This window comes from Streptomyces sp. NPDC051183 (assembly GCF_040682455.1).
Classification (GTDB): domain Bacteria; phylum Actinomycetota; class Actinomycetes; order Streptomycetales; family Streptomycetaceae; genus Streptomyces.
Map to the genome: position 1 here is coordinate 1 of NZ_JBFBBA010000018.1, position 24076 is coordinate 24076.

17 protein-coding genes are annotated in these 24076 nt (G+C 71.6%); 6 read left to right on the top strand and 11 right to left on the bottom strand.

Annotated features, from left to right (window positions below; all coding sequences use genetic code 11):
- Positions 1-215: 215 nt before the first annotated feature.
- The 4 genes from AB0M99_RS17645 to AB0M99_RS17660 form a co-directional block, all read right to left on the bottom strand.
- The gene (locus AB0M99_RS17645; protein ID WP_365921287.1) at positions 216-2279 is read right to left on the bottom strand and encodes a SpoIIE family protein phosphatase; all 2064 of its coding nucleotides are present in this window, start codon (positions 2277-2279) and stop codon (positions 216-218) included.
- 127 nt (positions 2280-2406) lie between these two features.
- Complete coding sequence (locus AB0M99_RS17650; RefSeq protein WP_365921289.1) at positions 2407-4326, bottom strand: cellulase family glycosylhydrolase; 1920 nt, start codon at positions 4324-4326, stop codon at positions 2407-2409.
- A 64-nt stretch (positions 4327-4390) separates the two neighbouring features.
- A complete protein-coding gene (locus AB0M99_RS17655) occupies positions 4391-6433 on the bottom strand; it encodes a beta-galactosidase (RefSeq protein ID WP_365921291.1) in 2043 nt (680 codons plus the stop codon).
- A 26-nt stretch (positions 6434-6459) separates the two neighbouring features.
- Entirely contained in the window at positions 6460-7512 is a 1053-nt protein-coding gene (locus AB0M99_RS17660) for a LacI family DNA-binding transcriptional regulator (protein ID WP_365921293.1), read from the bottom strand.
- A 276-nt stretch (positions 7513-7788) separates the two neighbouring features.
- Here AB0M99_RS17660 and AB0M99_RS17665 point away from each other — a divergent pair, with 276 nt between their 5' ends.
- From AB0M99_RS17665 to AB0M99_RS17680, 4 genes are all read left to right on the top strand, one after another.
- A complete protein-coding gene (locus tag AB0M99_RS17665; RefSeq protein WP_365921295.1) occupies positions 7789-8670 on the top strand; it encodes a sugar ABC transporter permease in 882 nt (293 codons plus the stop codon).
- A gap of 29 nt (positions 8671-8699) precedes the next feature.
- Positions 8700-9575, top strand: coding sequence for a carbohydrate ABC transporter permease (locus AB0M99_RS17670; RefSeq protein WP_365921508.1), 876 nt, complete (start codon positions 8700-8702; stop codon positions 9573-9575).
- A 61-nt stretch (positions 9576-9636) separates the two neighbouring features.
- Positions 9637-10986, top strand: a complete 1350-nt coding sequence (locus AB0M99_RS17675) for a sugar ABC transporter substrate-binding protein (RefSeq protein WP_365921297.1) — start codon at positions 9637-9639, stop codon at positions 10984-10986.
- 103 nt (positions 10987-11089) lie between these two features.
- Positions 11090-12634 carry a glycoside hydrolase family 31 protein gene (locus tag AB0M99_RS17680; RefSeq protein WP_365921299.1) on the top strand — a complete coding sequence of 515 codons (1545 nt, stop codon included), beginning with the start codon at positions 11090-11092 and terminating at the stop codon, positions 12632-12634.
- Between the two features lie 97 nt (positions 12635-12731).
- On the opposite strand, the gene galK is transcribed toward AB0M99_RS17680, so the two are convergent.
- Together galK and galT are read right to left on the bottom strand one after the other, a co-directional pair.
- Positions 12732-13928: a galactokinase gene (gene galK / locus AB0M99_RS17685; protein WP_365921301.1), complete on the bottom strand. Its 1197-nt coding sequence runs from the start codon at positions 13926-13928 to the stop codon at positions 12732-12734.
- A complete protein-coding gene (gene galT / locus AB0M99_RS17690; protein ID WP_365921303.1) occupies positions 13925-14974 on the bottom strand; it encodes a galactose-1-phosphate uridylyltransferase in 1050 nt (349 codons plus the stop codon). Before galT ends, galK begins: the two co-directional genes overlap by 4 nt.
- Before the next feature lie 126 nt (positions 14975-15100).
- On the opposite strand from galT, the gene AB0M99_RS17695 reads away from it, so the two are divergent.
- Positions 15101-15916, top strand: coding sequence for a DeoR/GlpR family DNA-binding transcription regulator (locus AB0M99_RS17695; RefSeq protein ID WP_365921305.1), 816 nt, complete (start codon positions 15101-15103; stop codon positions 15914-15916).
- A 54-nt stretch (positions 15917-15970) separates the two neighbouring features.
- On the opposite strand, the gene AB0M99_RS17700 is transcribed toward AB0M99_RS17695, so the two are convergent.
- Genes AB0M99_RS17700 through AB0M99_RS17720 form a run of 5 tightly spaced genes read right to left on the bottom strand, consistent with a single transcriptional unit; the run spans position 15971 to position 21855 of the window.
- Positions 15971-16984: a LacI family DNA-binding transcriptional regulator gene (locus tag AB0M99_RS17700; protein ID WP_365921307.1), complete on the bottom strand. Its 1014-nt coding sequence runs from the start codon at positions 16982-16984 to the stop codon at positions 15971-15973.
- Positions 16981-18759: a glycoside hydrolase family 36 protein gene (locus tag AB0M99_RS17705; protein WP_365921309.1), complete on the bottom strand. Its 1779-nt coding sequence runs from the start codon at positions 18757-18759 to the stop codon at positions 16981-16983. The genes AB0M99_RS17700 and AB0M99_RS17705 overlap by 4 nt, the downstream gene beginning before the upstream one ends.
- Positions 18760-18761: 2 nt before the next feature.
- A complete protein-coding gene (locus tag AB0M99_RS17710; protein ID WP_365921311.1) occupies positions 18762-19592 on the bottom strand; it encodes a carbohydrate ABC transporter permease in 831 nt (276 codons plus the stop codon).
- Entirely contained in the window at positions 19589-20512 is a 924-nt protein-coding gene (locus AB0M99_RS17715; protein ID WP_365921313.1) for a sugar ABC transporter permease, read from the bottom strand. The genes AB0M99_RS17710 and AB0M99_RS17715 overlap by 4 nt, the downstream gene beginning before the upstream one ends.
- Positions 20509-21855, bottom strand: coding sequence for a sugar ABC transporter substrate-binding protein (locus AB0M99_RS17720; RefSeq protein ID WP_365921315.1), 1347 nt, complete (start codon positions 21853-21855; stop codon positions 20509-20511). The genes AB0M99_RS17715 and AB0M99_RS17720 overlap by 4 nt, the downstream gene beginning before the upstream one ends.
- Before the next feature lie 216 nt (positions 21856-22071).
- Between AB0M99_RS17720 and AB0M99_RS17725 the strand changes: the two genes are divergently transcribed.
- Positions 22072-24075 carry a hypothetical protein gene (locus AB0M99_RS17725; protein ID WP_365921317.1) on the top strand — a complete coding sequence of 668 codons (2004 nt, stop codon included), beginning with the start codon at positions 22072-22074 and terminating at the stop codon, positions 24073-24075.
- The last annotated feature ends 1 nt before the right edge of the window (position 24076 follow it).

The window sequence follows — 24076 nt, forward strand, 5'->3', positions numbered from 1 at the left end:
GGTGCACCCGAGGGGCCCGCAGCTCCTAATCAGCGGTCGAGTCGTCGTGAGACACCGGGTGGCCAGGTGAGCTGAACCATCAGGGGCAACCGGCTCAAAGCCATACCCGGTGTCTCTGGATCTCTGGACCTTACGACGGCCCGTTCAACCCATGCCAACAACGTAGGACCGGCTGAACGCATCAACCACCGATCCGATGACCCGAAGGAAGCTGCCTAGATGCCGATACGGGTGACGAGGAGTGCCACGTCGTCGTCGGCGGCCGCCGGGACGAGGTGGGTGATCAGCGAGTCGCACAGGTGGTCCAGCTGCCGCTGCGGGTCCGCGAGCAGTCGGGTCAGTTCGGCCAGTCGCTCGTCGAGGTCGCAGCCGCGGGCTTCGATCAGCCCGTCGGTGTAGAGCACGAGGAGGCTGCCCGGCGGTACGTCGATCTCGGTGGGGGTGAAGTCGATGCCCCCCACGCCCAGGGGGACCCCGGGTGGGGTGTCGAGGAGCCGGACCGTGCCGTCGGGGAGCACGAGTGCGGGCGGCGGGTGTCCGGCCCGGGTGACGGTGCAGTGCCCGGTGGCCGGGTCGCAGACGACGTACAGGAAGGTGGCCAGCATGGGCTCGGCGAGGTCGCCGAGGACTTCCTCCAGCTGGTGCAGCAGTCGTACGGGGGGAAGGTCCAGGCGGGCGAGGGCCCGTACGGAGGCGGACAGCCGGCCCATGACCGCGGCCGCGGCGATGCCGTGGCCCATCACGTCGCCGATGAGCAGGGCCGCCTTGCCGCCCGTCAGGGCGAGTACGTCGTACCAGTCCCCGCCGACCTCGTTGACGTCGCTGGCGGGGAGGTACCGGTGGCTGACCTCGATGCCGGGCGGCGGGGTGATGTGCTGGGGCAGCATGCTGCGCTGGAGGATGACCGCGGTCTCGTGCTCGCGGTGGTAGAGCCGGGCGTTGTCGATGCTGAGTGCGGCGCGGGCGGCGAGTTCGCCGGCGAGGGTGACGTCCTCGGATCCGAAGGGTCCTATCGGACGGGTGCGGTAGAAGGTGGCGACGCCGAGCACCGTCTCGCGGGCGACGAGGGGTGCCATGACGAACGAGTGCACTCCCGTCGCGAGCAGTTGGGCGGGTTTGGCCGAGTGCCGGGCGGCGGGGGCGATGGCCTCCTCGTCGAGGCGGGCGACCAGGAAGGGCTGCCGGGCCGCGAGGGCCTGGGTGTAGGGGGCGCCCACGGGGAAGGTGAGCGTCCGGCCGAGCGGGGCGAGGATGTCGGTCACCCTGGATCCGGACAGCGGGGCCTTGCCGAGGCGCCGCAGGGCGACCCCGCCGGCCAGCCCCGTGCCGGGCTCGTCCCCGCCCGCCAGCACGTCCAGGACGTCCACGGTGACGGCATCGGCGAGGCGGGGCACGGCGAGATCGGCGAGTTCCTGCGCGGTGCGCTCCAGGTCGAGGCTGGCGCCGACGCGCATGCTGGCTTCGCTGAGCAGGGCGAGCCGGCGCCGGGCCGCTTCGGCCTCGACGTGGTCGCGCTGCTGCTCGGTGATGTCGACGAGCGAGGCGATGACGCCGATCGGCATCCGGGCGGGGTCCTCGACCCGGACGTACGAGCACGACCACACGCGGTCGTGCTCCGGTTCAGCCGGTGTCCGCCCGACCCGGCGGCGGTCGAGGACCGGCCGCCCGGTCTCCAGGACCTGCCGCATGGCCTCCTCCATTTCGAGGGCGTTCACCTCGGGGAGGATCTGCGCGAGGCTGCGTCCGACGTGCGCCGATTCGGGCAGGCCGTTCATGGCTTCGAGCGCGGCGTTGACCTGGAGGAACCGCAGCTGCGTGTCGAGGATGGCGATGCCGACCGGGGAGCGGGCGAACAGGCCGTCCCACACCGCCGACGATCCCCGGATACGGCGTGCGGCGTGGGCGTCGGCGGCGAAGACCAGGACCGTGGCCGCGCCGTGCCTGCGGTCGGAAACCGGGCAGGCCCAGATCTCCAGCTCCAGCGGGTGTCCGTCGCGGTGCCAGGCGGTCACCGTTCCCATCACGCCGCGCCCGGTGGCCGCGGCTTCCCAGAGGGAGCGGCCCAGGCTGCGGTCGGATCCCGGGTGCAGGAGGTCCGCGATGTTGCGTCCCAGCATCTGGGGCGGGGCGTAGCCGAGCAGTTCCTGCGCGACCTGGTTCCAGCGCACGATCGTTCCGTCGGCGCTGGTGGCCACCAGGGCGACCGGCAGCGCACCCAGCCATCCGCCGGCCGCCTGCGCGGCGCCGCTGATCAGCTCGTCGACCGGGAGCTCATTCATCCGGCACCTGTACCGGCAGACCTTCCGGGAGGCGTGTCTCCACGGATCCATCGTCTGCCGGTACACGCGGCGCCGCCTGCTGGTCGGCCGACCCGACGCGCTGTTCCGCCTCAGTCACTCATGGTCACTACAGCTTCCGGCACAGGAGGGCGTCCGGCGTCTTGCCCTTGGCCCAGGCTCCGGTGAAGGCGATGCCCGCGGCGTACTCGTCGGTTGCGCACTGCCCCTTGAAGTTGCCGTGGGCGAACTCTCCTCCGGGGGCTCCGGCCGGCCGGCTGTCGCCGCGGTCGAACCAGACGGTACGGCCGCCGGCGGCGAGGGTCCGGCCCGCCCGGGCGCACAGGACCGCGGAGACCGCCTGGCCGCGCACGCTGTAGCCGATCATGAACTGGTTGGGGCCGCACTGGTACTTCGTGTAGCCGCCCGCCCAGTCGCCCTGCTGTACGTAACGCTCGTCGGTCACGACGGTCGGCGCCGGGCCGGCGGCTGCGAGGCCGGCGGCCCCGGAGTCGGTGCACAGGCCGCGACCGTCGCGGTGTGCCAGGCCGACGAGCCGCTGTCCGTCGGGGCACGCGCCCTTGCGGGCTCCCGTGTCCCAGTCGCCCAGCGTCCGTACGCGCACCGACTGGACCGCGTCGGCGTGGTCGAGGTTGAGCATGTCCCAGGTGGCGGAGACGGCTACCTGGCCGCTCTTCTGGGGCGAGGTGACCAGGCGGTTCCAGTTGGCGGCGCGCCAGTCAGCGCCGTCGAGGATGCCGGAACGGCGGCCTGCCGCGTCGAAGTTGAGGATGGACCAGGTGCCGTGTCCGGCCCAGCCGACCAGGGGCCAGTAGGCGAAGTCGGTGTCGTTGGCGACCAGGTGGTCGACGAGGTTGCCGAACCAGGCTCGTGCCTGGGGGTTGGCCTCGTCGCTGCCGATGCCGAACTCGCTGATCCACAGGGGCGCGGTGAAGTGGCTGCCCGTGTCGGACGCGACGTAGAACGCCTGGCGCCGGAGGGTCGCGAACAGGTCCTCGCGGGAGAGTTCCTGGTAGCGCGGGTCGTGGGTCTCGCCCATGCCGGTCGCGCCGGTGTGGTTCGGTCCGGTGTAGCCGTAGAAGTGCGCCGCGTAGACCAGCTTGTCGGAGGCGACGAGGGTGTGCGAGAGGGTGCGCACCGGTTCGAGGGTGGGGCGCCCGTGGGGCAGTCCGTCGGCCGGAATGCCCTGCCAGTTGATGCCTTCGACGATCACCAGGAGGTCCGGGCTCGCCTCGGTGAGGAGCCGGTCGCCGAGGCGCTGGGACGCGGCCCACCAGTCGTGGTCGTTGCCCCAGTTCCAGTTGGCGTCGTCGGTGACGGTGCGGCGCACCTCGTTGTAGAGGTCGGCGCCGACGACGCGCTTGTTGTCCTTGTAGCGGCGGGCGAGGTTGATCCAGTCGTTCTCCCACTGCGCGGTGGACTGGCTGGTGTTCCAGCGTTCGTTGCCGTCGAGGCCGCAGCAGAAGCGTGAGGTGTTGGTGTGGTTGTTGAGGATCACCGCGAAGCCGTCGGCCGTGGTGGCGGCGATGACGGCGTCGAAGACCTGGAGGGGGGTCTTGCCGCGCAGGTGCGGGTTGGCCGCGACCGAGGCGTCGGAGACGGGGCGCTGGTCGTGCAGCATCTCGTTCGAGAACGGCAACCGGATGCTGTTGATGCCAAGTTCGTGGAATCCGGCGAGGATCTGCGGGATCGGGGCGCGGTCCAGGCCGAGGGGCATCTGGTCGGCCTTCTCGCCGTCGTGGTGGCTGGCCGGGTCGTTGATGTCACCGGAGCCGCTCCAGGACCCCTGGGCGCCGTGCCAGTTCCCGGACTTGAGCTTGAAGCGGTTGCCGTCGGCGTCGACGACGTAGCGGCCGCGGGTGCTGAGGGGCGGCCGCCAGGAGTCGGCCAGGGCTGCCGGGGCGCCGGCCGCCGCGGGAGTCGCGGCCGTCGTGGACGCGGTCGTGGACGCGAGGGTCGGGGAGGCGGCGCCGAGTGCTCCGAGCAGGAGCGCTGCGGCGAGCATCGCCGGCAGTACGGGTCTTCTCACAGTGTCCTCCGAATGCCTTGGGGGGTGGGGACGTGCGTGGTGGGGCGACGGGGCGCTCGGCTCCTCAGCTGCCGAGGACGGCGACGCCCCGCGGTTCGAGGGTCAGGCGGCGGACGAGGGGCCGCCTGCCGTCGAGAAGGTCTCGCCGGGCGGTCGGCAGCATCAACTGATAGGTGTCCTCGGTGTGGTTGAGCAGGACGAGGACGTCGTGGTCCGCGCCGTGGCGGATCACCGCCTGGATTCCGGCGGGCAGTCCGGGCACGACGGGGGCGACTCCCGCGTCGGCGAGCGAGCGGTCGACGATGGCCCGCATGGTGACGGGATCGGGCCGGGTCGCGACGTAGCGGGCGGTCCCGCGGCCGTGGGTGTGCACCGTGGCCGCCGGGCGGTCGTCCCAGTCGGGTCCGGCGAAGTGGAGTTCGGGGCGGGCGCCGGTGAGCTTCACGTCCTCGCGCCACAGCGACGCCGGCGCGGGGACGGGGACACCGCCCGCCGGGGCCCGCAGCAGGACCGCCTCACCGTCGGCGGCCGGCCAGAACTCCTCGACCCGTACGCCCAGTACGTCGCCGAGCGGCGCGGGATAGCCGCCCGTGTGCACGCGGTCGTGCTCGTCGACGATCCCGGTGAAGAACGAGGCGAGGAGGGAGCCCCCGTCCGCCACGAAGGTGCGTATCCGCACGGCGGTCTCGGCGGAGAGCAGGTAGTGGCCGGGCAGCACGAGCAGCTTGTACGGCGAGAGGTCCGCGGAGGGGTGGACGACGTCGATGCCGACGCCCGCTTCGAACAGGGGGGCGTAGTGGTCGAGGACCCGGTCGAGGCAGCGCACGCCGTCCGAGGGGTGCGAGTCGAGTTCGAGCGCCCACCAGTTGTCCCAGTCGAACATGACCGCGACCTCGTTGCGGATGCGCGTGCCGGCCAGCTCGGGCACCAGGGCCAGTTCGCGACCCAGCTCGCGCACCTCGGCGTGCACCCGGGTGCCGGACCCCGCGTGCGGGACCATGCCGGAGTGAAACTTCTCCGCGCCGCCCCGGGACTGCCTCCACTGGAAGTACATGACGGCGTCCGCGCCCTGCGCAACGGCCTGCCAGCTCCACAGGCGCATCCGGCCGGGGCTCTTGCCCCCGTTGCGGGCCCGCCAGTTGACGGCGGACGGGGCCTGCTCGGTCAGCAGCCACGGCTTACCGCCGGCCGCCCCGCGCAGGAGGTCGTACGACAGGGCGGCGCCGATGTGCGCGGCCTCCCAGTGGGGGTCCGGGTAGCTGTCGAGGGCGAGTACGTCCATCTCCGGCGCCCAGGTGTGGACGTCGACGGCCTTGTGCCCGGCGAGGAAGTTCGTGGTCACCGGTGTATCGGGGGTGATGCGGCGCAGCACGTCGCGTTCGAGGGTGAAGCAGGTGCGCAGCGCGTCGCTGCTGAAGCGCTTGAAGTCGAGCTGCTGGGAGGGGTTGGGGTAGGTGGGGGCGGCGCGCGGGGGCAGGACCTGCTCGAAGGAGGTGTAGCGCTGCGACCAGAAGTCCGTGGACCAGGCGTCGTTGAGCGCGTCGACATCGCCGTAGCGGGCCGTCAGCCAGGTGCGGAAGTCGGCGGCGGAGACGTCGCAGAAGCATTCGGCGACATGGATCCCGTACTCGTTGCCGATGTGCCACAGGCCCAGCGCCGGGTGGTCGCGGTAGTGCGTGGCGACGGCTTCGACCAGGCGGACGGCCCGGTCGCGGAAGACCGGGCTGGAGGGGCAGAAGTGCTGGCGGCCCCCCGGGGACAGGATGCCTCCCGCGGCGGTGACCGGCAGGATCTCGGGGTGCTCGACGGCGAGCCACGGGGGCGGTGACGCGGTCATGGTGGCCAGGTCGGCGGTGATGCCGTGCGCGGCCAGGTCGTCCATGACGGTGTCGAAGAGGCCGAAGTCGTAGGCGTCGCGGGCCGGTTCGACACGGGCCCAGGCGAAGATGGCGAGGTTGACGAGGTTGACGCCCGCCTCGTTCATCAGGCGCAGGTCTTCGGCACGGGTGGCCTTGTCCCACTGCTCGGGGTTGTAGTCGCCGCCGAATCCGAGGCCGCCCAGTCGCGCACTGAGGGCTCGGGCACGGTCTGGTGCCGGAGAGTTCATCTTCCTTGCTCCTTCAGGTACTTCGGTCAGCGACGCGGTGGCGCCGCGCTGTCGCGCGCCACCAGGGTCGGCATGACCGACACGATGGAGGAGTCCGTCGAGGGGACGCCTTCGATCTGGCTCAGGAGCCGGTCCACGCAGGCCGCACCGACCCGGGAGAGGTCCTGGTCCACGGTGGTCAGCGGCGGGAGGAAGTGGGCGGATTCGGCGATGTTGTCGAACCCGACCACGCTCACGTCCTCGGGCACCGGCCGCCCCGCCTCCCGGAGCGCCCGGACCAGGCCGAGCGCCATCTGGTCGTTGGCCGCGAACACCGCGGTGACTTCCGGTCGTTCGGCGAGCTCCCGGCCCGCCCGGTAGCCGCTGTCCGCGCTCCAGTCGCCGTACACGGCCTGCGGGATCGGGGCGCCGGCCGCCCGGAGCACGCGCTGCCACGCCTCGGCGCGGCGGCGGGCCGGGTGCGAGTCCTGCGGGCCGGCCAGGTGCCAGACCGTGGTGTGGCCGAGCGCCAGCAGGTGGTGCACGGCGATCTCGGCACCGGCCGCGTGGTCGGTGTGGACGCCGGGGTAGCGGTGGCCGTCGCCGCCGTCGACGACGACGACCGGGAGCCCCAGGGGGAGGACCAGCGAACCGGCCAGGATCTGCGCCTCGTTCACGATGACCCCGTCGACCGCGTGACCGCTCAGCCGGTGGAACGCTTCCAGTACCGCTTCCTGGGTCTGCGCCTGCGGGACGACGACGTTGACGGAGTAGTCGGTGGACTGCACGGCGGAGACGATCGATTCCAGCGTGCGTGCGTTCCCGTGCGCCTTGAGGTCGAAGCTGATGACACCGATCGTCCGGAACTTGCCGGTGGCCAGCGCCCTGGCAGCGGTGTTGGGCCGGTACCCGAGCATGTGTACGGCCCGGACGACCTTGTCGCGGGTCGCCTCGTCGACGCGGGCGGTCGCGTTGACCACGCGGGAGACGGTCTGCGCCGAGACTCCCGCCATGGCCGCGACGTCCGCCATCGACGGGGGCCGGGGGCGGTCCGCGGCCGGTGAGCGGGGCTTGCGTGGCTGCTGCCCATCCTTCGCCATGGTGCAGTTCCTCTCGCACTGTGCTGTCCGGGCATCTTCCTGAACGGCATCATGTTTGCGCGAACATGCTGCGTAGGTCAACACGTCACAGAGCTGCTTCGGACAGCAGGACCACCTGGCTGCCGGCTTCGCCATCTCCCAAATCCCTTGAAATACAAGAGAACCGACGGTCCGACAGGAGAGTCGGCCAAATGCCTTGACACTCGCCGAGGGCTGTCGACACACTTCCGAACCGCGCCACCATGTTGGCGCTAACATGCATCGGAGGTCTTACCCGTGAGAGCCGCAGTACGGCGCAACCTCACCGCCCATGCGTTCCTCCTGCCGTTCCTCTGCGTCTTCGCCGTCGGAGTCGTCGCCCCCCTGGTGTACTCGGTCAACCTGAGCCTCTATCAGGAGCGCATGATCGGCGGAATGACCTTCACCGGGCTGGACAACTACACCAAGGCCTTCAAGGACAACCTGTTCCATGCCGGCCTCGGCCGCGTCGCACTCTTCTTCGCGATCCAGGTCCCGGTCATGCTCGGCCTCGCGCTGGTGGCCGCCCTCGCGATCGACAGCGGGCGGCTGCGCGCGCCGGGGCTGTTCCGCATCGGCATCTTCGTCCCGTACGCCGTTCCCGGTGTGGTCGCGGCGCTCATGTGGGGCTACCTGTACGGCGACCGCTTCGGCCTGGCCCGCGAGATCGGCGACCTCCTGCACACCGAGGTGCCCGACCTGCTCTCCGGGAGCTGGATGCTCGCGTCGATCGGCAACATCGTCACGTGGTCGTACGTCGGCTACAACATGCTGATCTTCTTCGCCGCGCTGCGGTCCGTACCCGAGGAGCTGTACGAGGCGGCCGAGGTCGACGGCGCCGGTGCCTTCCGCAAGGCGTTCAGCATCAAGCTGCCGGCCCTGCGCCCGGCGCTGCTGATGGCCACGACGTTCTCGGTGATCGGCAGCTTCCAGCTCTTCAACGAGCCGAGCGTGCTCCAGTCCCTGGCTCCGGCCGCCGTCTCCACCAACTACACGCCCAACATGTACGCCTACAACCTCGCCTTCGACGGGCGCCAGTTCAACTACTCGGCTGCCATAGCCGTACTGCTCGGCCTGGTGACCGTGATCGTCGCGTACGCCGTCCAGCGCGCGACCGGCCGCAGGGAGCGCATGCTGTGACCACCGCAACGCCCCGGCCCGCCCGCCGCATGCGCAGCCGCGGCCGCAGCCGCCGTCCGGGCAGTTCCACCGCCCTGACCGTGGCGATGGGCCTGATGCTCGCGTACACGCTGATCCCCCTGGTCTGGCTCGCCATCAGCGCGACCAAGTCCAACCAGACCCTGTTCGACTCCCCCGGCCTGTGGTTCGGGGACGGCTTCCACCTGTTCGACAACATCCGGGACGTCTTCACCTACGACGACGGGATCTACCTGCGCTGGTTCGGCAACACCCTGCTCTACGCGGTGGTCGGAGCGGGCGGCGCCTCGATCATCGCGACCATGGGCGGCTACGCCCTCGCCAAGTACGGGTTCGTGGGCCGCCGGGCCGTCTCGGCCCTCGTCATGGGAGCGATCTCGATCCCGGCGTCCGCACTCGCGGTCCCGACCTACCTGCTGTTCAGCGACATGGGCATCGTCAACACTCCGTGGGCGGTGCTCCTGCCCTCCCTCGCCAGCCCCTTCGGGCTCTATCTGATGCGGGTGTACGCGGCCGAGGCCGTCCCGGACGCCATGCTGGAGGCCGCCCGCATCGACGGCGCCGGAGAGCTGCGCATCTTCCTCACCATCTCGCTGCGCCTGCTGGCTCCCGGCTTCGTGACCGTGCTGCTGTTCACGCTCGTCGCCACCTGGAACAACTACTTCCTGCCGCTGATCGTGCTCAACGACCCGGAGCTGTTCCCCCTCACCGTGGGGCTGCGCCAGTGGGACTCGCTCGCGCAGGGCGGCGCCGGCGCCGGCGCCATACCGATCCTTCCCCTGGTGATCACGGGGAGCCTCCTGGCGATCGTCCCGCTGATCGTCGCCTTCCTCTTCCTCCAGCGGTTCTGGCAGTCGGGCCTGGCCGCCGGCGGCGTCAAGCAGTAGCCCGCCCCTCCCCCCTCTCTCCCCCTCCCTCCTCCGCACGTCCAGTACGAAAGGATTCGCAATGAGCAGGTTCCTGCGGCTGTCGGTTCTCACCCGTACGCTCACCGCGGCCACCGTCGCGACCCTCTCCTTCTCCCTCACCGCATGCGGCGGCGGATCGGGCGCCTCCGACGGCGGCCGGAAGGGCGACCCCGAGGCCGTGCGGGCCGCGCTCGACAAACCCGCCGAGATCACCTTCTGGACCTGGGTCCCGAACATCGACAAGACGGTCGCGCTGTTCGAGAAGAAGTACCCGAAGGTCAAGGTCAACCTCGTCAACGCGGGCCGCTCCAAGGACGAGTACACGAAGCTGACGACCACGCTCAAGGCGGGCACGGGCGCCCCCGACGTCGTTCAGATCGAATACTTCGCGCTCCCCCAGTTCGCGATGACCAAGTCGCTGGTCAACCTCGCCGACTACGGCGCTGCCGGTCTCAAGGACCGGTTCGCCGAGTCGGCCTGGTCCCAGGTCAGCGTCGCCGGCGGGGTCTACGGCATACCCCAGGACACCGGCCCGATGGCGATGTTCTACCGCAAGGACATCCTCGACCGGTTCGGCGCGACGCCTCCGAAGACGTGGGAGGAGTACGGCGCGCTGGCCAGGAAGATCCACGACATCGATCCGAGCGTCCGGATCACGTACGTCGACCCCGGTGACGCGGGCACCTCCAACAGCCTGATCTGGGACTTCGGCGGCAAGCCGTACACCGTCGACGGCGCCACCGACGTCACCGTCGACCTCAAGGACGACCCCGGTGCCAAGGCCTACGCCGACACCTGGGGCCCGATGATCGAGAACAAGCTGGTCGACTCCACCGCGAGCTGGAACGACGAGTGGTGGAAGTCGATGGCCTCCGGAAGGTACGCGACCTGGCTGGCCGGCGCCTGGGCGCCCGCCGTGCTGGAGCAGAACATCCCGCAGAGCAGGGGCCAGTGGTCGGTCGCCCCCATGCCGGGCGGAGTCAGCGCGGAGAACGGCGGCTCGTCGGTCGCGGTGACCACGCAGGCGAAGAACAAGGAGGCCTCGGTCGCCTTCGCCCAGTGGCTCAATTCCGACCCGGAGGCCGTGAAGTCGCTCAACTCCGAAGTCGGCCTGTTCCCCGCGACCAAGGTACTGCTCGACGACCCCGGCTTCCGCGGCGCCCAAGTGCCGTTCTTCCCCGGCAGCAAGCCGAACGAGACCTTCGCCGACATGTCGAAGGCCGTGCGGCCCGGCTGGCAGTACCTGCCGTTCCAGGTGTACGCGAACAGCGTCTTCAAGGACTCCGTCGGCCAGGCCCTCCAGCCCGGCGGGAACCTGCCCGGCGCGCTGGCCACCTGGCAGGAACGGCTGAAGGCCTACGGCAAGGAACAGGGCTTCACCGTCAAGTAGTCCGCAGTCCGCAGCTCCACGAGTCCGCAGCTCCATTCCGTACGGCGGCGGGCCGCCGGGCCCCAGACCCTCCGGCCCGCCCACGAGGAGGAACCCCACAGGCATGACGACACTCGAACTCCCCCTCCTCGACGGGGAACACTGGTGGGGCGGAGCGGTCGCCGAAGGCCGCCGCATGCCCTACCCCGACGGCTACACCTTCGACCTGCGCGACGTGCTGGCCAACCAGGGCATGCCGCTCTTGCTCTCCGACCGCGGCCGCTGGGTGCACAGCGAGCACACCTTCACCTTCACGATCGCCGACGGGCTGCTGACCGCGCACGCGCACGAGGCGCACGCGGTCATCGAGCACGGCGAGGGGCACGGGACCCTGCGCGGGGCGTACGGCGACGCGATGGCCCGCCACTACCCGCCGTCGGGCACGATGCCCGACCCGCTCCTCTTCGGCGCACCGCAGTACAACCTGTGGATCGAGACGGTGTTCGAGCCGACCCAGGCGAAGGTGCTGGCGTACGCGGAGCGGTTGCTCGCGGAGGGCTTCCCGCCCGGCGTGCTGATGATCGACGACCGGTGGAGCAACGACTACGGGGACTGGACCTTCCACCCCGGCCGCTTCCCCGATCCGGCGGCCATGGTCTCCCGGCTCCACCAGCTCGGCTTCAAGGTGATGCTGTGGCTCGTCCCCTACGTGACACCGGACTCCCCCACCGCGCGACACCTCGGCGACCGGGGCCTGCTGGTCCGCGACACCGGTCCCGGCGCGCAGGGGCGGGCCAAGGTCGCCCGGTGGTGGAACGGCTGGAGCGCCGGGCTCGACCTCCTCGATCCGCGGGCACGGGCCTGGCTCACCGGGCGTCTGGAGGCCCTGCGGGACGACATCGGCATCGACGGGTTCAAGTTCGACGGCGGCGACGCGCCCTGGTGGCGCGCGCTCGGCTGCGCGGACCCGGAGGCGTACACCCATGCGTGGAACCGCTTCGGCGTCGACTGGCCGCTCAACGAGTTCCGTGACGCCTGGCGCGCCGCGGGCCTGCCGCTCGCCCAGCGCCAGCAGGACAAGTACCACCTGTGGGAGGGCCGGTTCGGGCTGGACAGCCTGATCCCGAACGCCCTGGCCCAGGGGGTGACCGGCCACGCGTTCACCTGTCCGGACATGATCGGCGGCGGCGAGTTCCGCTTCGTCCCGGGCGAGGACGGCGAGGGCTTCGACGAGGAACTCTTCGTCCGCTACGCCCAGATCGCCGCGCTGTTCCCGATGATGCAGTTCTCCACGGCGCCGTGGCGCGTGCTCTCGGCCGACGGCCTGGCGATCGTCCGCGCGGCCGCCCGCCTCCACACCGAGCTCGCCCCGGAGATCCTCGCGCTCGCCGAGCACGCCGCGGCCACGGGCGAGCCGATCCAACGCCCTCTTGAGTGGGTCTTCCCCCACCAGGGCTACGCGGCGGTCACCGACCAGTTCATGCTGGGCGACACCCTGATGGTGGCCCCGGTGGTGACCAAGGGCTCGGCGGGGCGCGAGGTCCGCATCCCGCCGGGCACCTGGCTGGCCGACGACGGCCGGTCGTACGCGGGCCCGGCGACGGTGTGGATCGACGCGCCCCTGGCCCGGCTGCCGTACCTGCGCAACACCGCAGCGCCGAACGCGTGAGGCACTGCCGGGCAGCGGGCTGTGCGCCCCTGCCCGGCAGCCCCGGCTGGTGCCGTGCCGGGGCGGCGCGACCCGGTGGACCTTTCCGGTCACGGCACTAGCGCACGGGTGCCGGCTCGACGCGGCGGGCGCCCGCGGCGGGGGTGACCGTGAGGGTGCGCGGGGGGCGGTGGCCGGCGGCTCCGAAGGCGGCCGTGACGCTCTCGCCCACCATGCCTTCCCGCCCGGCTCGCACCAGGGCGATGACGGAGCCTCCGAAGCCGCCTCCCGTCATCCGGGCGCCCAGTGCCCCGGCGTGCAGCGCGGCTGCCACGGCTAGGTCGGTTTCCGGGCAGGAGATGCGGTAGTCGTCGCGGAGCGAGGCGTGGCCGTCGGTGAGGATCGGGCCGAGTGCGGCCGCGTCCCCCTTCCGCAGCCGGGAGACGGCTTCCTCGACCCGGGCGTTCTCGGTCACCACGTGGCGGACCAGCGGGACGAGTTCCTGCGGCAGGGCGCTCAGGGCCTCCGGGAGCTTCCCGGCGGGCAGGTCGCGCAGGGCGGGCAGGCCGAGCAGTGCGGCCGCGCGTTCGCAGCCCGTGCGCAGGGCGGCGTACGCCCCGTCCCCGAGGTCGTGCGTGACCCGCGTGTCGATCACCAGCAGCCGCAGTCCCTGGCCCTCCAGGTCGAAGGGGACCTGGAGGTGGCGCTCCGGGGTGCGGGCGTCGAGGTGGAGTGCGGCCCCGGCGGTGCAGCAGACGGAGGCCATCTGGTCCATGATTCCGCAGGGGACGCCGACGAAGCCGTTCTCCGCGCGCTGGGCGGTCCGGGCCAGTTCGGCCCCGGTCAGCCCCAGTCCGTACAGCTCGTCGTAGGCGACGGCTACGGCGCATTCCAGCGCGGCGGAGGAGGAGAGGCCGGCGCCGGTGGGCACCGTGCTGTCGAAGTGGAGGTCCGCGCCGCCGACGGCGTGTCCCGCCTCGGCGAACGCCCAGACCACGCCGGCCGGGTAGGCGGCCCAGCTCGTGACGGCGCCGGGGGCCAGCGCCGCCACCGCCAGTTCGGTGATCCGGCCGTCGCCCTGCGCGCTGTGCAGCCGCAGTCGCCCGTCCGTACGGGTGCGGGCGGCGAGCAGGGTGGTCTGCGGGAGGGCGATCGGGAGGGCGAAGCCGTCGTTGTAGTCGGTGTGTTCGCCGATGAGGTTGACCCGGCCCGGTGCCGCCCAGACCCCGTCCGGGGAGTCGCCGTAGATCTGCCGGAAGGTGTCCGCGGCCCGGGCCGCCCGGCTGTCGTCGTCCGATGGGTGCGTCCGGTTCACGACAGGGCCTCCCTGAGTCGCCGCGCGGCCGTCTCGGGACCCACGTCGTTGATGAAGGCTTCCGTCCCGGACTCGGTCCCGGCGAGGAACTTGAGCTTGTCGGGAGTCCGCCGGATGGTGAACAGCTCCAGGTGCAGGGCCAGTTCGGCTCCCTGGGTGCGGGGCGCCTGGTGCCAGGCGGAGACGTACGGCGTGGGGGGCGGCCCCTGCGGCCGGTCCGGTACGGGGAACAGCCGGTCGAAGCGGCGCAGCAGGTCCAGGTAGATGCCGGGGAACTCGGCGCGCTCGGCCTCGGTGAGGCGGGTCAGGTCGGGGACGCGGCGGTGGGGGTAGAGGTGTACCTCGTACGGCCAGCGGGCGGCGTGCGGCACGAAGGCCGTCCAGTGCTCCCCGGCGGTCACCACCCGCTCGGTGGCGCCGCGGGCGCGGGTCAGCAGGTCCTCGAAGAGGTTGCGTCCGGTGGTGGCGCGGTGGGCGGCCGCGGCGGCGGTCATCTTGGCGGTGCGCGGCGTGACGAAGGGGAAGGCGTAGATCTGGCCGTGCGGGTGGGAGAGCGTCACCCCGATCTCGGCGCCCCGGTTCTCGAAGACGTACACCTGCTCGGTGCCCGGGAGGGCGGAGAGTTCCGCGGTGCGGTCGGTCCACGCGTCTAGGACCAGGCGGACGGCGGCCGGGGTGAGGTCGGCGAATCCGGCCTCGTGCTCGGGGGTGAAGCAGACGACCTCGCAGCGTCCGGCTTCGCCCGCGAGGGAGGGGAAGCGGTTCTCGAAGACGGCCACCTCGTAGTCGGCGGCGGGGATCTCGCCGAGCCGGCCGTCCCGGGAGGGGCAGAGCGGGCACTCGCCGGCGGGCGGTCGGTAGGTCCGGCCCTGGCGGTGGGAGGCGATCGTGATCCAGTCGCCGGTGGCCTCGTCGCGCCGCAGTTCCGGGTGGCTCTGCACGCGGTCCAGGGGGCGCAGGTCGGGCGCGTCGCGCACGGCGCTCTCGTCGCTGTCGAAGTAGATCAGTTCGCGGCCGTCCGCGAGTTTCGCGAGGGTCTTCTTCACGCCCCAAGACTAAACAGATTCCAAAACAAATCAACAGCTCCAAGCAATAATTCCCCAGGATCCGACAATCACTGCGTGCTATGTTGTTGCTTTCTGACCGTTTCCCCGACGCCCGGGAGGGACATCGTGGCCGAGCAGGCTGCACAACTGGCCCATCAGCGACGCGCGTTCATCCTCGCCGCGATCCAGCACGACGGCACGGTACGGGTGGCGGACCTGGTCGGACAGCTCGGCGTATCGGACATGACGATCCGCCGCGACCTGGACGCCCTCGCCCGGCGCGGCGCCGTGGAGAAGGTCTACGGCGGAGCCGTCGCCACCGCCGGGGCCGGGGCCAGCGGCCACGAGCCCGGGTTCGACGCCAAGTCCGACCTGGAGGGGGCCGCCAAGGCCGCCATCGCGGCAACGGCGGCGACCCTGGTGGAACCGGGCAGCGTGGTCGCGCTCTCGGGCGGCACCACCGCGCACGCGGTGGCCGCCCGGCTGCTCGGCGTCCCGGGGCTCACGATCGTCACCAACTCCCTGCCGGTGGCCGCCCTGGTACGCGCCGCCGGCCGCGACGGCGGGACCCCGGCCCCCACCCTGCTGCTCACCGGCGGCACCCCCACCCCCTCGGCCGCACTGGTCGGCCCGGTCGCGGACCTGGTGATCGGATCCCTCCACGTGGACCTGCTGATCCTCGGCGCGCACGGGGTGGCGGAAGGAGCCGGGCTGACCACACCCAACCTCACGGAGGCCCAGACCAACCGGGCCCTGGTCGCCTCGGCGCGGCGGGTCGCCGTCGTGGCCGACCACAGCAAGTGGGGGGTGGTCGGGCTCAGCGGTTTCGCGGGGCTGGACCAGGCCGACTGGTTCGTGACGGACGCGGGGATGCCCGCTCCGGCCCGCGCCGTCCTCAGGGAGGCGGTGGGCGAACTCCTCATCGCGGGCGAGGAGCACTGACCGCCGCCGGGATCCGAAAGCCCGCGGCCCGCAGCGCGCTGCCCGCTGCCCGGATCAGGCTCCGGCGCCGGGTTCCCCCGGAACCGGCCCGGTGGTCGCCCGGATGACCAGTTCGGGGTCGAACAGCAGCTCCCCCGCCGGTACGTCCCGGTTGCTGACCAGTGCCAGCACGCTGCGGCCCACCTCCAGCGCCAGCCGGTCGGCGGGCTGGCGCACCGTGGTCAGCGGCGGGTCCGTGAACTCGGTGATGGCCGAGCCGTCGTAGCCCACCACCGACACGTCACCCGGCACGGAGCGGCCCTGGCGGCGGACGCCCCGGATCGCACCGAGGGCCATGTAGTCGCTGGCCGCGACGATCGCGGTGGCGCCGAGGGCCAGCAGCGGGCCGACGGCGGCCTGGCCGCCCTCGACCGTGTAGGACTGGCGCACCACCCAGCGCTCCGGGTCCTCGATGCCCCGCTTGGCCATGGCTTCCAGGAAGCCCCGTACCCTGCGGTCGGCGGGCTGGTTGCCCGCCGGTCCCGAGGCCATCCCGATCCTGCGGTGGCCCAGCCGGTGGAGGTGGTCCACGGCCAGTTCCGCGGCGAGCGCGTCGTCCGTGGAGAAGACCGGGGTGGGCACGCCGTCCGCGAACTCGCCGTTGATCCCGACGTAGGGGACCCGGCGCTGGCGCAGCAGTTCGTACGTCTCGGTGTCGGCACCCTCGACGGTGTTGGACGCGGACAGGAAGACGACGGCCGCGACACCCTTGTCGACGAGCGCGGAGATGAAGTCCCGCTCCTGCACTCCGCCGGGGAAGGCGGGGCACAGGACCGTCTTCAGTCCGTGCGGGGCGAGCGCCGACTCGATGCGCTCGGCCACGTCCGCGAAGAACGGGTTGGACACGAACTCGGTGATGACCGCCACCAGTTGGCCCTGTGTCTGCCGTTCGTAGCCGAGCTCCGCCATGGCCTGTTCGACCGCGTCCCGGGTCTTCTTCGACACGCCCTGGCGTCGGTTGATCACCCGGCTGACGGTCGCCTCGCTGACCTGGGCGCGGGCTGCGACCTCGGTGATCCCGACCTTCATCGCGGTCCTTCCGTGATCGTGAGCGATGCCAGACCGCCGCGCGGCACGGACAGCGAGTGTGCTCCCTCCGGCAGGAACGCGGGCGGACCGTCCATGATACGGCCGTCCGGCCCCTGGACCACGCCCTTGATCCGGCCACCGCCGCCCCGCACCTCGACCATCACCCGGTCCCGGTCCGAGCCGTTGACCAGGTGGAAGTGCCGATGCGCGGAGAAGTCCAGCGGGACGACCCGGTCGCCGTGCACGCTGAGCAGACAGTGCTCCCCGGCGCTCGCCCGCACCAGCGGGTACAGCTCGTCGGGCCGGCCCGGTTCGACCTCCCCGTCCAGCAGCAGCTCGCGGTGCAGCCGCCACTGCCGCAGCCAGAACCCGACCGCCTCCCGGTGCGCAGCCGGTACCCGGTCCAGCCGTACGGAGATCTGCGGGACCGCGTGCAGGGCCCCGATCAGCTGCCGGGCCACCGTGGCCACCGGCGCGTCGGGCGACCACAGGAGCATGTCGGAGTGGACGGCGCCGCCGACGGCCAGCAGTGCGGTGTCGAGGGTGCGGACCCGGTTGGCGGTCGCGTCCGCCGGGCAGTCGAAGGAGCGCAGCATGTTGCCGAACGGGGCCATGCCGGGTCCCGTGTAGGGCTGGCGCAGCTCCAGCAGCAGGCCCGGGCGTACGGCTTCCAGGGCCGCGCGCAGTTCGGTCAGCAGGGCCACCATCGCCCGTCCGACGTCGCCCGCGCCGTCGTCCGCGTACACCATGGCCTGGTCGAGGAAGTCGAGCTTGAGTCCGTCGAGTCCGTACTCCCGGACCAGTCGGACGCAGAACCCGACGACGTGGTCCCGTACCTCGGGGCGGCGCGGGTCGAGCACCTGCGCGCCGGGCACGGTGGCGGGGGCGGGCGCGCAGTGCGCCCACCGCTCGTGGCAGGCGGCGCCGGGGCCGAGCAGCAGGGGCGCCACCCAGGCCAGGTAGGCCAGCCCGTGGGCCCGGACCCGGGCCACGTGCCCGGCGAAGTCGGGGAACTTGGCCGGGTCGGGCTGCCAGTCGCCACAGCCGGAGTAGCCGCGCCCGTAGCCGTGTTCCTGCCAGCCGTCGTCCAGGATCAGGGCGCCGCAGCCGAGGCCGGCGGCCAGTTCGGCCTGGGTCTCGACGGCGCCGGCGCTGACGTCCTGGTTGAAGGCGTACCAGGTGGAGTAGGCGGGGGTGCGGGCCGCGTCGGGCACCGGCATGGGGGTGAGTGCGGCGGCGAACCAGGCGCGCAGGGCCCGCGCGGCCACGGCCACGGACGGCGAGCGGGGGACGAGGAGGATCCGGTGGGGCTCCCGCGAGGCGGGCAGGCGCAGGTGGACGACGTGGGTGTCGTTCTCCTCGGACACCCCGAACCTCAGGGCCGCCTCGGGTACCGGGTCGGCCGCGGCGAAGGTCAGCAGGGTCGCGCCGGAGTGGTCGTAGAGGCAGCCGGCGGCGTGTCCGTCGACCAGCGAGACCCGGGTGCGGCCCTCCCAGTCGGCCAGGAGCGTACGCCGCCAGGCGCCCTGGGGGTGCCAGTATCCGGCGGCGTCGCCGAGGGGCACGGAGAAGCGGACCTCGACGGGGGCTCCGTCGGAGCGCACTTCCAGCAGGCGCACACCACCGGCGGGCGCGGCGAGGGACCAGGCGGGGCGGACGCCGGGGGCGAGGACGGCGAGCGAGACCCCGTCGAGGAGGGGCTCGTACCGGGCGGGTTCCAGGTGCGCCGTGGTCACGGCCTCGGTCGGGTCCGCCGGGGCGGTGGTGGTCTGCACGGTCACTCCTTCACGGCGCCGGCGAGCAGGCCGGACACGAACTGGCGCTGGAGCGCCAGGAATACGAGGGCCATCGGGATCGCGGCGGCCGCGGTTCCGGCGAGGATCGCGCCGTAGTCGGTCTCGTCGAGGCCCTGGAGGGAGGCCAGGGCCACCGGGATGGTGAACGAGGCGCCGTCGCGCAGGACGATCAGCGGCCAGATGAAGTCGTTCCACTGGTAGAGGAAGAGGAAGATCGCCAGGGCGGCCAGCGCGGGCTTCATCGGCGGCAGCACCACCTTCCAGAACAGCCGCAGCTCGCCACAGCCGTCCATGCGGCCCGAGTCGAGGAGCTCGTCGGGGAGCGCGGCCATCGACTGGCGCATCAGGAAGATGCCGAAGGGCAGGGCCAGGTTGGGCATGATCACGGCCTGGTACGTGTTCAGCCAGCGCAGCTCGGCCATCATCTGGAAGAGCGGTACGAGGGTGACCTGGGAGGGGATCACGAGCCCGAGCATGAGCAGCCCGAACAGGGCCTCGCGGCCGCGGAAGCGGTACTTGGCGAAGCCGTAGCCGGCCAGGGTGCAGACGGCTCCGGCGCACAGCGTGTAGACGACCGCGATGAGCAGGGAGTTGAGGACGACCCGGCCGAACTGCGCGGTGTCCTGGAGGGTCCGGAGGTTGGTCGCGAGGTGGCCGCCGGGCAGCAGCGGCGGCGGGCTGTCGAAGATCTCCGCGGAGCTGTGGGTGGCGGCGACCACGAGCCAGTAGAAGGGGAGCAGGACGGCGGCGAGCGCGATGGCCAGTCCGGAGGTGAGCAGGATGCTCCTGCCGCGATGGCGGGCGGCGGTCATGGCTTCTCCCCCAGGAGGCGGAACTGGATCACGCCGAGGATGCCGATGAGCACGGCCAGGGCGTAGGCGATGGCGGAGGCGTATCCGAAGTCGAAGTATTTGAAGGCGTTCTGGTAGAGGTACACGCCGATGGTCAGGGTGGCGTTGTCCGGGCCGCCGCCGGTGAGCACGAACGGCTCGTCGAAGATCTGCAGGGTGCCGATGGTGGAGAGCACCGTGGTGAGCAGGAGCGCGGGGCGCAGTCCCGGCAGGGTGACGTGGCGGAAGGACGCCCAGGCGCCGGCCCCGTCCACGGCCGCCGCGTCGTACAGCTCGGCGGGTACGGACTGCAGGCGCGCGAGCAGGATCACGGCGTTGTAGCCGGTGTAGTGCCAGGTCAGTGCGATTCCGAGGGAGACCTTCGCCCACAGGGGGTCGGTCAGCCACGGCACGGGGTCCGCGCCGACGAGCCCCAGCAGCCAGTTGACGAGCCCGTAGTCCTTGCCCAGCAGGACGGAGAACATGATGCCGTAGGCGACCAGACCGGTGATCATCGGCAGGAAGAAGCCGAGCCGGAAGACGGCGCGGCCGCGCAGCAGGGTGGAGTTGAGGGCCACGGCGAGCCCGGTGGCGAGGGCCAGCATGAGCGGCACCTGGACGGCGAGGATCACCGCGGTGTTCTTCAGGGCGGTCCAGAACAGCGAATCGCCCAGCAGCCGGGTGTAGTTGTCGGCGCCGACGAACCGCTCGGTCCCGCCGACGGTCTTGTGGAGGCTGATCATGAAGGACCGGCCGATGGGGTAGAGCTTGAAGGCGGCGAACAGCAGCAGCGCGGGCAGTACGAAGAGGTACGGGGCAGCGCGGCGGCGCGGCCGTGTCCGCGGGGCCGCCCCCTTCGCGGGGGCGGCGGGTGCCGCGCGGCCGGTGAGCGTCGCGGTCATCGGGAGACCTTGCGCCCGGTCTGCTGGGCGAGCTGGTCGGCGGCCTCCTTGAGGACCTTCGCCGGGTCGGCGCCCTTGAGCAGCACCTTGGACTGGGCGTCGGTGACGAGCTTGAGGGCGCGGGCGTAGTCGGCGGTGTAGTTGAAGGCGGGCGAGGGGGCCTTGAGGGCCTCCAGGAAGATCTCGCCCTTCTTCTGGCCGCCGAAGAAGGCCGCGGGCTCGTGGAAGACCGCGTCGTCGTAGGCCTTCATGAGGGCGGGGGCGATGCCCTTGCCCTTGTAGATCTGGACCTGGGACGCCGGGCGGGTGAGGACGAACTCGATGAAGGACCAGGCGGCGGCCTGGTGCTTGCTGCTGCCCGCGATGGCGAGGTGGGTGGAGTTGACGGTGGCCGCGGTGGCGCCGCCCCGGCGTACGGCCGGGGGAAGCCGGACCTTCCACTTGCCGGCCTCCTCGGGGACCTGCTCCTCCAGGATGCCGCCGAACCAGGTGGGCAGCGGCAGGACGGCCGCGGTCCCCTGCTTCAGCGAGCTCATCAGGGCGTTCCAGCCGCCGGCGAGGTCGCTGACGAGGCCGGCGTCGTTCATGGTCTTGATGAGGGTCATGGCCTTCACGGCCTCCGCGGAGTCGAGCGTGATGTCCCCGGCGAGGTTGAAGTAGAAGGAGCCCTGCAGTTGCAGGAGCATCTGGAAGAAGTTGGCGGCGTCGGCCTGTGAGGCGGGCTTGTCGATGCCCAGCAGGTGGGCGCCGGTCTTCGCCTTGATCTCCTTGCCGGCCTCGATGGTCTCCTCCCAGGTCTGCAGGGCTCCGGCGTCGACCCCGGCCTTCTCGAAGAGGTCGGCGCGGTAGTAGAAGCCCGCCGAGTTCGCCTCCCAGGGAAGGGCGTTGACGCGCTTGCCGTCGGGGGACACGGTCTGCCACAGGCCCTGGGCGAAGGCGTCGCGGTGTGCGTTCGCGCCGAGCGGGCCGAGGTCGGCGAGGCCGCCGGGGAACTTCTCCACGTAGCCCGGCAGGTAGTCGACGCCGATGTGCAGGACGTCGGCGAGGCCCTGGCCGCCCGATGCCAGACCGGTGGTGATCTTGTCCCAGATCGCCGGGTTGCCGATGTCCTCGACCGTCACCTCGATGTCCGGGTACTTCTTGTTGAACTCCGGTACGAGGGCCTTCATTTCGGCGGCCGGGCCCTGCCAGGACCAGACCGAGATCCTGCCCTTGTCCTTCTCGCCGCCCGCTCCGCCCTGGCCGGTGTCGCCGGTGCCCGAGCAGGCGGTCAGTCCGGCGAGCCCGGCTCCCGCCGCGATCGCGCCGCCGATCCGCAGCACTCTTCGACGTTCCAGTTCCATTGCTGACCACCCCTGCTCGCACCGTTGCGGAAGCCTGACTGGCCGGGACTGTAACAACGTCAACTCTCGACTTGCAAGCCTGAGATGAAAACTTTCAGTTCGATCCAGCAAGCGATTCTTGTGAGATCCATTGCAAACCGTCATCGCCGGTTGCTAGCGTGCCGCGCGCCCAGCTCACCGCTGACCGGTCGCCCCACCACAACCCGGGAGAACCCGATGACGCGTTCCCGTGTGTCACTGCTGTCCGCCCTCGCCCTGCTCGTGCCGCTCACCCCGCTCACTCCCCTCGCCCTCGGCAGCCCCGCCGCGGCGGCGCCGCCGGGTACGGCGGCCGGGCAGGCCGCGCCCGCCGCGCCCGCCGCGCTCGCCGTCGCCGACCCCGGCTTCGAACAGGGCGGTACGGGCTGGCAGTTCACCTCCGGTACCGGGGTCGCCACGAACTACCCGCACGGCGGGGCGCGGCTCGCGTACCTCGACGGCGGGCCGGGGATGAAGGTGTCCCAGGCCGTGACGGCCACGGGCCGGGGCGTGTACGACATATCCGCCTGGATCGCGACGGGCGGGCCGAACGGCCGGTACGTCGCCCGCGTCAACGGCGTGGTCGCCGCATCGCAGACCCTGCCCGGCGCCTCCAACTACCGGCGCTACACGCTCAGCCGGATCCCCCTCGCCCCGGGCGACACACTGGAGATCGCCTTCGAGTCGGGGGACGCCTGGGTCAACTCCGACGACGTGATGCTCTCCCCCGCCTCCCCGGCGGACCCCCGCATCAGCTCCTCGGACCCGAAGATCGTCGAGATGTTCGACTGGTCCAAGCGGAAGGCCAACAGCTGGGTCCACCTGCCCGGCACCCGGGGCCCGCTGAACGTGGACGAGCGCAACACCGGCGGCAGCGGCACCGGGACCTACGGCGCCTCGTACTGGGCCGGCTACGCCAACCGCAGCGGCTACTACTCGCGCGACATGGCCCACCAGCTGGCCGGCGCCGGGGTCCTCGGCCTGCACGCGGAGAACAAGGCGATGCTGCGCTCCTTCGCCGCGTCCGCCACCGCCGCGCACAAGTACTACCCGGCGTGGGCGCTCAACTTCGACACGCGGACCTACCTGTCGATCGACTACAAGAGCCCCACGAACTTCGTCCGCGAGGTGCCCGCCACCTTCGAGCTGGTGCAGAAGTCCGAGGAGGCGTACCGCTGGAGCGGGGACCGCTCCTACCTCGACGACCCCGCGCTGTGGGACTTCTACCGCCGCGCCACCGACGAGTTCGTCACCCTGCACGACGGGCTCAAGGACAACGGCGCGGTCAAGGTGGCCGAGGGCACCGGCCAGGGCATCTTCCAGGGCACGGCCAGCTACAACGAGCAGAGCGACGAGCCCCTCGCCGAGGCCGGCGACGCGATCGGCTCCCAGTACCAGGCGTACGCGGCGATGGCCTCGCTCGCCCGCGGCAAGGGGGACTGCGCCCTCGCCGACCGGTACGAGGCCAAGGCCCGGGACCTGAAGGCGTACTTCAACTCAACCTGGAGCGGCACCGGTTCGGGCGCCGACATGGTGCGCGGCTACACCACGGACGGGCGCGCCCTGACCGGCTGGGGCAAGGAGAACAGCTGGTTCATGCCGATGAAGCAGATCGTGGAACCCGGCCCCCGCCGGGAGGCCTACCTGGACTACATCGACCAGCAGGCCTCGGGACCGGACCGGCCGGACAACATCGAGGCCCTCACCTACCTGCCGGACACGTTCTTCCGGAACAACCGCAACGACACCGCCTGGAAGTGGATGAAGGACGTCTACGACCGCAAGGACATCCAGCACGTGAACACCACGCAGGGCACCAACGGGGACTACCCCGAGGTCTCCTTCACCCTGGTCGGCCAGACCGTCGAGGGACTGATGGGCGTCGTACCCAACGCGCCGGCGCGCACCCTGAGCACCCAGTCCCGGCTCCCGTCGGGCATGGACTGGCTGCGGATCGACGACCTGCGGGTCGGGCAGTCGACCTTCTCCCTGCGCCACGACGGGGCGACCAAGTCGTCGCTGACGCACGGCTCGGGCACCGCCCCATACACCTGGGAGGCCCGCTTCCCCGGCTCGTACGCCACGGTCACGGTCGACGGGGTCGCCCGGCCGGCCCGTACGAAGGTGGTCGACGGGGTGACGTACACCTACGTGACCCCGGTCGTGGCACCGGGCCGCACGGTCACGGTCCAGGTCGGCTGAC

What these genes read in the sequence shown, in the direction of transcription:
- AB0M99_RS17725 (WP_365921317.1), top strand. Translation starts at nt 22,072, where the DNA reads ATGACGCGTTCCCGTGTGTCACTGCTGTCCGCCCTCGCCCTGCTCGTG.
- AB0M99_RS17700 (WP_365921307.1), bottom strand. Translation starts at nt 16,984, where the DNA reads ATGAAGGTCGGGATCACCGAGGTCGCAGCCCGCGCCCAGGTCAGCGAG.
- AB0M99_RS17710 (WP_365921311.1), bottom strand. Translation starts at nt 19,592, where the DNA reads ATGACCGCCGCCCGCCATCGCGGCAGGAGCATCCTGCTCACCTCCGGA.
- AB0M99_RS17660 (WP_365921293.1), bottom strand. Translation starts at nt 7,512, where the DNA reads ATGGCGAAGGATGGGCAGCAGCCACGCAAGCCCCGCTCACCGGCCGCG.
- AB0M99_RS17720 (WP_365921315.1), bottom strand. Translation starts at nt 21,855, where the DNA reads ATGGAACTGGAACGTCGAAGAGTGCTGCGGATCGGCGGCGCGATCGCG.
- AB0M99_RS17715 (WP_365921313.1), bottom strand. Translation starts at nt 20,512, where the DNA reads ATGACCGCGACGCTCACCGGCCGCGCGGCACCCGCCGCCCCCGCGAAG.
- AB0M99_RS17680 (WP_365921299.1), top strand. Translation starts at nt 11,090, where the DNA reads ATGACGACACTCGAACTCCCCCTCCTCGACGGGGAACACTGGTGGGGC.
- AB0M99_RS17670 (WP_365921508.1), top strand. Translation starts at nt 8,700, where the DNA reads ATGCGCAGCCGCGGCCGCAGCCGCCGTCCGGGCAGTTCCACCGCCCTG.
- AB0M99_RS17655 (WP_365921291.1), bottom strand. Translation starts at nt 6,433, where the DNA reads ATGAACTCTCCGGCACCAGACCGTGCCCGAGCCCTCAGTGCGCGACTG.
- AB0M99_RS17645 (WP_365921287.1), bottom strand. Translation starts at nt 2,279, where the DNA reads ATGAATGAGCTCCCGGTCGACGAGCTGATCAGCGGCGCCGCGCAGGCG.
- AB0M99_RS17675 (WP_365921297.1), top strand. Translation starts at nt 9,637, where the DNA reads ATGAGCAGGTTCCTGCGGCTGTCGGTTCTCACCCGTACGCTCACCGCG.